Below are 6,807 nucleotides of genomic sequence, written 5' to 3' on the forward strand. Positions count from 1 at the left end.
ACCATTAATACATTAACAATAAAAGCGTGTGTAACAGATTGGGTACACGCCTTGACACGCCCTCAGATTGTAGGTCGTTGTGGCTATTGTGCTTCCAAAGAGGAGTCGCACTTGGTCGGTCACATGGAGCGACGGATTGCAAACAGGTTGCAATTGATCAATTGGAGCCTTGTAGCTGGATGTGCGATGTCACTTTGCCTCGGACTGGCTGTAACAACCTTCACGCTGGAAGGTCTGGTAACGACGGAGGTCGTCACAGCGCCAGCGCTGGCGGCTACCGGGTTGTGGCTCATGCGGCGGAGTTGGGGCGAGCGACCGGCATTCACGATGCTTGCATTTGCGCAGATGGGATCTGGCGTGATCTGCGCGGCGCCGCTGTCGTATATCGGCTTGAGCGCCGGGATGCCGCTGCAGGACTCAAGATTCGCCGAGCTCGACCGATTGCTCGGCCTGGATTGGCCTGCATATTTCCATTTTGCGATGGCCAATCCGGAATTGCTGCTCTACGCCAAGTTCTTTTACGCAATGATCCTCGTGCCAGCCTTCGGCGTACCGGTCATACTGGGGCTGACGGGGCAATATATCCGTCTGCAGCAGTTCGTGATGGCGGCAATTTTGGCGTCGTGCGTGGTGATTGCTGTCTCCACCCTGTTTCCGGCGATCGGCACCTATTTCGAGTTTGGGCTCCCCTCCGACACCGAGATATTCAAGGCGAACGGATATGGAGGACAGGCGCGCGACATACCGATGCTACGCGATGGCACGCTGCGAGCACTCAAGCTCACGGAACTCGGCGGCATCCTCACCTTCCCGAGCTTTCACGCTGCGACGGCGCTTCTTAGCATCTGGAGTTTGTGGAGCATCTGGTGGCTGCGTCCCGCCCTCCTGATCTTGAATGCGGGAATGCTCGTTGCGACCCCGCTGGTTGGGGGGCATTATTTTGTTGATGTGATCGCCGGCGTGTCGGTGGCTGCGCTGACGATCCAGTTGTCGAAATGCCTAACGGCGGTCGTCGCTGCAAGCCCGCTGGCGGTCTCGACGCAGTCGGCATCGGCGGAACCGGGTCGGCTGGTCGATCCTGCCTTTGGCCGCGGCGTTTGAACGGCCACGCCGTCGTAAGAAGTCCCGGTTTGGGATACACCTTTGGACGCCGGCTTTTGGCTCCAAGCGGTCGACCCGGCATGTCCGCTAGATGTCCGCTCCTTGGGGGTGAAGCAGACTTGATATGCTCAGCCCGAGTTCTTCCGTGTGTGACCCAAAGCAGACTTTCACCGGCCTGATTACACTTCCAAGGCGCCACCTTTTGTCTGTACGATAGTTCGGCTTGGCTGAGGGCCGCATGAAACGGCGCAAGTTCATCACGGTTGTTGGGGGTATGGCTGCAACGTGGCCGTTCGCAGGTCATGCTCAGCAATCGACCAAGCTTCATCAGATCGGTGTGCTTTCACTCGGCCGCGGTGACAAGTCCGACGCAAGTCTAAAGACTCTCGATGCGTTTGTGCCGGCATTGCGTGTGCTCGGCTATACTGAAGGAAAGAATGTCGCGTTTTACCGTAAATTCGCAGACGGCGATGAGGACAAGCTCAACGAGTACGCGCAGGAATTCGTGACGCACCGCTTCGACGCAATTGTTGCTTTGGCTACCCCGGCCGTCCGCGCAGCCAAGAAAGCGACTTCCACCATTCCGATTGTCGGCATAGGCATGGCAGATCCCGTCGACGACGAACTCGCTTCCAGCCTGGCGCGGCCGGGCGGCAATGTCACCGGGACGGCATTTCTCGGCCCGGAGTTGGTGTCCAAACGGCTTCAACTGCTTAAGGAGATCGTTCCCGGTCTCTCTCACGTTGTCGTTTTGTGGCACCCTCGCGCATACGGTGAGCGCACAATGAAGGGGATGCTGAACGAGATTGAGAGCGCCGCCCGATCTCTCGGAGCAAGCCTTCAACTTGTGCCGGCGGATAGCCCCGCCGATCTCGAAAGCGCGTTTGCGGAGTTGGCCAAAGCGCGAGCGGATGGTCTCGTCGTGTTTCCTAGTCCGATGCTGTACAGCCAGTACTCTCGGATTGTACCCTTTGCCGAGAAGAACCGCCTCCCGACGATCTACGCCGCCAGAGAGGGCGTGGAGCTCGGTGGCCTTGTCTCTTACGGAGTCAACCTGCCTGACCTGTCACGCGCGACCGCTATCTATCTGGACAGAATACTCAAAGGCGCAACGCCGGCCGAGTTGCCGATACAGCAGCCAACCAAGTTCGAGCTGGTTGTAAACCTTAAAGCGGCCAAGGCGCTTGGTTTGGCGGCTGGTCGAGACTCTCTCCTGACCGCCGACGAAGTGATCGAATGAGCAGGCAGAATGTCTGCGATTGGCCCCTTTGAGACATGCCGCCCCTCACGATGAATGTCGGTTTTCGGGGGTAAAGCGGAAGTAGCGCGGACATCGCCAAACCGTCGCTTTTGACCCGCAGCGGACATCGTGGAGCGACGCCTAGCAAGCGGCATAGACCCGTCACAATCGGTGTCTTGATCTAAATCAAACAATCGCACATTGAACACGCTGTGGCGCAGAGCTAAAAGCACGACTGCGACATATCCATTCGTTTGGCACAAGTGACCGACCTTTGAAATCGGAGGAAGCAGTCATGAGTATCCGAAAGAGTGTTGCGCACGGCATGTTCGCACTGTTCGGCGCGATGTTGGTTGCGGTACCTCAAGCGACCGCACAGCAGCAGAAGCGGCCAAATGTCGTCATGCTAATGACGGACGACACTGGATGGAACGATTTCGGCGCCTATAGCGGGGGTGGCGCCGCGCTCGGCCATCCAACACCAAACATCGACCGGATCGCTAAGGAAGGCGCGACGTTCACGAACTGGTACGGGCAAGCAAGCTGCACGGCAGGCCGCGCCTCGTTTATAACCGGACGTATTCCGATCCGTTCGGCGCTCTCCATCGTGGTCGCTCCGGGCGATGAGAATGCGCTCAAAAAGGAGACGCCGACCATAGCCGAATTTTTTCAAAAGAACGGCTACTCCACCTACTTTTCTGGCAAGTGGCATCTCGGTGATAAGCCGGAGTCCTATCCGATCGAGCACGGGTTCGACGAGATGAAGGCGTTCGCCGCATACTATCCGGGCGTCTACACCTATGCCGATACGTCCAAGTGGTTTCATCCATGGTTTCCCTCGTACAACCCAGAGATCGCGAAAGCCTATTTTGATGTCGTAAACATGTACGAGTGGGAGGGAGTTGCTGGACAACCGGCGAAGAGAGGCGAGTACATTACGTACGATTACCTCGCCAACTTTGACGTCCGGCAGGCTGATTACGCAATCGATTACATCAAGAAGCACGCCAAGGACGCCAAGCCATTCTTCATGGACGTCAATTTCATGAAGATGCACAACCCGACCAACGCATCATCAAAATTCGCCGGGAAGTCGCGGTTGGGCGATTACTCGGACTCGGTGATAGAACTCGATGACGACATCGGCCGGGTCATGGACGCGATCCGTGCCGAAGCGCCGAATACGATTGTGATCGTAACGGCAGACAACGGGGCGTGGCAGGATGCTTATCCTGATGCGGGCACCACGCCTTTCCGCGGCGAAAAGGGTTCAGCATTTGAAGGAGGCTGGCGCGTACCCGGGTTAATGTGGTGGCCCGAACACATTCCCGCCGGTGCAAATTACCATGAAATGATGTCCCATATCGACTGCTGGGCAACGCTCGCCAAGATGGTCGGCCTGAGCCCGCCGCCGCACGGCGCCTGGACCGACGATAATGGCAGGCCAATCTACTTCGACAGCATCGACAACAGCGAGTACATCCTCGGCCGCGCGAAGCACTCGGCACGAAGGTCGTGGATTTACATCGACGGCGAAAGCTTCATGGGAGCGCGGGCGGATGTCGGCGGTGATCCAACCAACCCCGATCTCAGCATCGCGTGGAAGTATCTCTGGACGGCCAAGGACACTTGGCTCGGTCCGGAGCAAAATCTCGGCGCGATTGGCTCGGTCTACAATCTGACGATGGACCCATTCGAGAAATACGACATGGTTTTCAACGGCGCGATGTCGGCACGTATGCCATTGCAGTCGCCGGGCAAGTACACCGGACAGGACAACGGCTGGGTCTTGGCACTAATCTTCCCCGTCGTGATGGAGTTCAACAAATCGATTGCCGACTATCCAAGCATCAAGCGTAAGCCGGGCGGAGCCTCGAACGATTGGAGACCGGATCTGCAGCGCCCGGAAAACCCGGTCCCGATGCTCGACATGAAAAACCTGCCGAATATCAAGGGGAGCGGTGGGTAATATCGCGACGTCCCGTGAAGCCATTGGCTGACGGGCTGCATCAAGCGGCATACGGCGGGTCGGCTTTCACGAGCGGCTCGCCGTCGCGCATCGAGTGCTTGCCCGGCGGGAGCCAACGTCGCCTTTTGGCCCATCAGCGAAGTGACGACACCTTTCATTGAGGTCCGCTTGGTGGGGTAGAGCGGACTGACTTTGCTCACTCTGTGTTCTTCGCATTTTGACCCGAAGGCGACATCCGAGGAGGTCGCCAGACAATAGCCTTGCTGAGATCACTCTCCTTGACATTTCAGCTTGTCGACGCTGACGCTGCATTGCTCGGCGATCGTCTTGCAGCCTTCGCAGCGTTGGAAAGGGATCACCATGAGGAAGACGTTGTTGGCTCTCGCTGCCGTCGCGACTTTGGTCGTTTCAGCAGCCTCGCCCGCTTATGCTGGTCCGCGCTATGATTACGGCCCCGGCGGCAATCCGTATCCGCGCACTTATCCCGGACCCGGCGGCTATCCGTACTGGTCGGGCTATGTCGATGCCCCGGTTGGAGAGCCGATCCCGCCCTGCCACTGGATAACCCAGCGCTTCTGGGACGGGCATGGCTGGCGCGAGCGCCGCGTGCGCATCTGCGGCTGATCAGGTCGCGGCTGTTTCAGTTGTCTGTTTTTGGCCCGTGGCTGACCTCTGCTCAGAGGGCTGCAATGTCTGCTTTCAGGAGATAAGCGAACCAGGTCAAGCAGGTTGTCGAAGTCAGCCTGTGACCCAAAGCGGGGCCTTGGTTCGGCGCACCTTATCGTTGGGACGTGCGGTGAGGTCCCTAGCATATCGGTCGGAGAGGCAGTTGTTCGGTCAAGTTGGAAGCATTCTTTTCCGGGACATTCGCCAGCGATTTTGGCAAAGATTATCCCTTGCGAAGGCCTCGGGATCATCGACCAGCCGTGGACCATAACCCTGACGACGACCGGCAAGTCGCAGACGAACGTCGCAGCCTGTTGGGGCTCGCGGCGATGGCTCTCATCATAGGAGCGGCGACTGGATGTGTTGGGGCGATCTTCCGGCTTTTGCTCGCGCATGCCGATCGTCTGCGCGATGCGATGATCGCCTGGGCCCATGGCCACGCAATCTGGGGGTTCTTGACTGTCGTCGGCGCGTGCGGTGTCGCGACCCTGGTTGCCGCGGGGATGGTGCGGCAATTCTCGCCACACGCTTCGGGCAGCGGCATTCCGCATGTCGAAGCTGTTCTGCGCGAAGAGATCCCGCCGGCTCCGTTTGGCCTGGTGCCAGTGAAATTCTTCGGCGGAATACTGGCGATCGGCTCCGGGCTGGCGCTGGGCCGTGAGGGGCCGACCGTCCAGATGGGCGCCGGCATCGCGGTTTTCGCTGCGCGCGTCTGCCGGTTGTGTTGGGCGGACTCGCGAGTGCTTCTGGCGGCCGGCGCCGGCGCCGGCCTTGCAACGGCCTTCAATGCGCCGATTGCCGGGCTCGTGTTCGTGCTGGAGGAACTGGTGCAGAGGTTCGAACACCGTGTTGCCATCGCCGCCCTTGCAGCACTGGCGACGGCGATCCCAGTCGCAAGGCTGCTTCTCGGTGACGCGCCCGACTTTCACATCGGGCCGCTGAGCTATCCCAGCGCTGAGTCCGCCCCGCTGTTCCTTGCTCTGGGTGGCATCGCAGGCCTGCTGGCCGTCGCATACAATCGCACCCTGCTCGCGACCATCGCAGTTCGCGACCGATTTGGAGGGCTACCGATACCGATCGAGCTACGCGCCGGATTGATCGGCGCAAGCGTCGGCATGTTGGCCTGGTTCGCGCCCGAACTGGTCGGTGGCGGAGATCAGATCACGCAGCGGGCGCTGATCGGCCACGAGAGTGTCGGGATCCTGGGGGGCGCATTCCTGATCAGATTCGGACTCGGCGCTCTCTCATACGCTGCCGGCACGCCCGGCGGCCTGTTCGCACCCTTGCTCGTGCTGGGAGCCCAGTCTGGGTTGCTGTTCGGGGCGGCTTGCCGTCTTGCATTCCCGGCGCTCTCTATCCAGCCGGAAGCATTTGCTTTGGTGGGCATGGCCGCTCTCTTCACCGGCGTTGTGCGCGCGCCGGTGACCGGCATCGTTCTCGTCGCTGAAATGACCGGTAACGTGACGATGCTGCTGCCGATGCTGGGAGCTTGCTTCATGGCGATGCTGCTGCCCATGCTGCTGGGTAATGCGCCGATTTACGATTCCCTGCGTGAGCATACGCTGCGCTTGGAGCGGCAAATCAGACAGAGATGAGATCGGTGTCACCCACCCCAACGACGCCGATGCGTTGCAACGTTTTGAGCCTTCGACTTCCCCATCGGAAATTCTGTTCTTGAGCAGCGTTCATTTCCGCTTGTGGGCCCCTGGCGGACGCTTTGTGGTCTTTGCTCAGATGTCGGCTTGTGACCCTGGCTGTGTAAAAACGCGGCGCTTGACGTGATTCTCGCGGTATGATTCCCGCACGATTTGCGGGGGTCTCGGATGAAGCG

5 protein-coding genes are annotated in these 6,807 nt (G+C 59.4%); all 5 read left to right on the forward strand.

What is annotated here, in order from left to right:
* Positions 1-111: 111 nt before the first annotated feature.
* The 5 genes from ABIB99_RS34480 to clcA all read left to right on the forward strand — a co-directional run bounded on the left by ABIB99_RS34480 (position 112) and on the right by clcA (position 6,571).
* Positions 112-1,101 carry a phosphatase PAP2 family protein gene (locus ABIB99_RS34480; RefSeq protein ID WP_354179903.1) on the forward strand — a complete coding sequence of 330 codons (990 nt, stop codon included), beginning with the start codon at positions 112-114 and terminating at the stop codon, positions 1,099-1,101.
* A gap of 238 nt (positions 1,102-1,339) precedes the next feature.
* The gene (locus tag ABIB99_RS34485; RefSeq protein ID WP_354179905.1) at positions 1,340-2,341 is read left to right on the forward strand and encodes an ABC transporter substrate-binding protein; all 1,002 of its coding nucleotides are present in this window, start codon (positions 1,340-1,342) and stop codon (positions 2,339-2,341) included.
* A gap of 295 nt (positions 2,342-2,636) precedes the next feature.
* A complete protein-coding gene (locus ABIB99_RS34490; protein WP_063983765.1) occupies positions 2,637-4,310 on the forward strand; it encodes an arylsulfatase in 1,674 nt (557 codons plus the stop codon).
* 360 nt (positions 4,311-4,670) lie between these two features.
* On the forward strand, positions 4,671-4,934 hold the full coding sequence (locus tag ABIB99_RS34495) for a hypothetical protein (protein ID WP_028157629.1): 264 nt from the start codon (positions 4,671-4,673) through the stop codon (positions 4,932-4,934).
* Between the two features lie 218 nt (positions 4,935-5,152).
* A complete protein-coding gene (gene clcA, locus ABIB99_RS34500) occupies positions 5,153-6,571 on the forward strand; it encodes a H(+)/Cl(-) exchange transporter ClcA (RefSeq protein ID WP_354179908.1) in 1,419 nt (472 codons plus the stop codon).
* Positions 6,572-6,807: the final 236 nt, after the last annotated feature.

This window comes from Bradyrhizobium sp. LA6.1, assembly GCF_040547805.1.
In the GTDB taxonomy this organism is placed as follows: Bacteria; Pseudomonadota; Alphaproteobacteria; order Rhizobiales; family Xanthobacteraceae; genus Bradyrhizobium; species Bradyrhizobium barranii.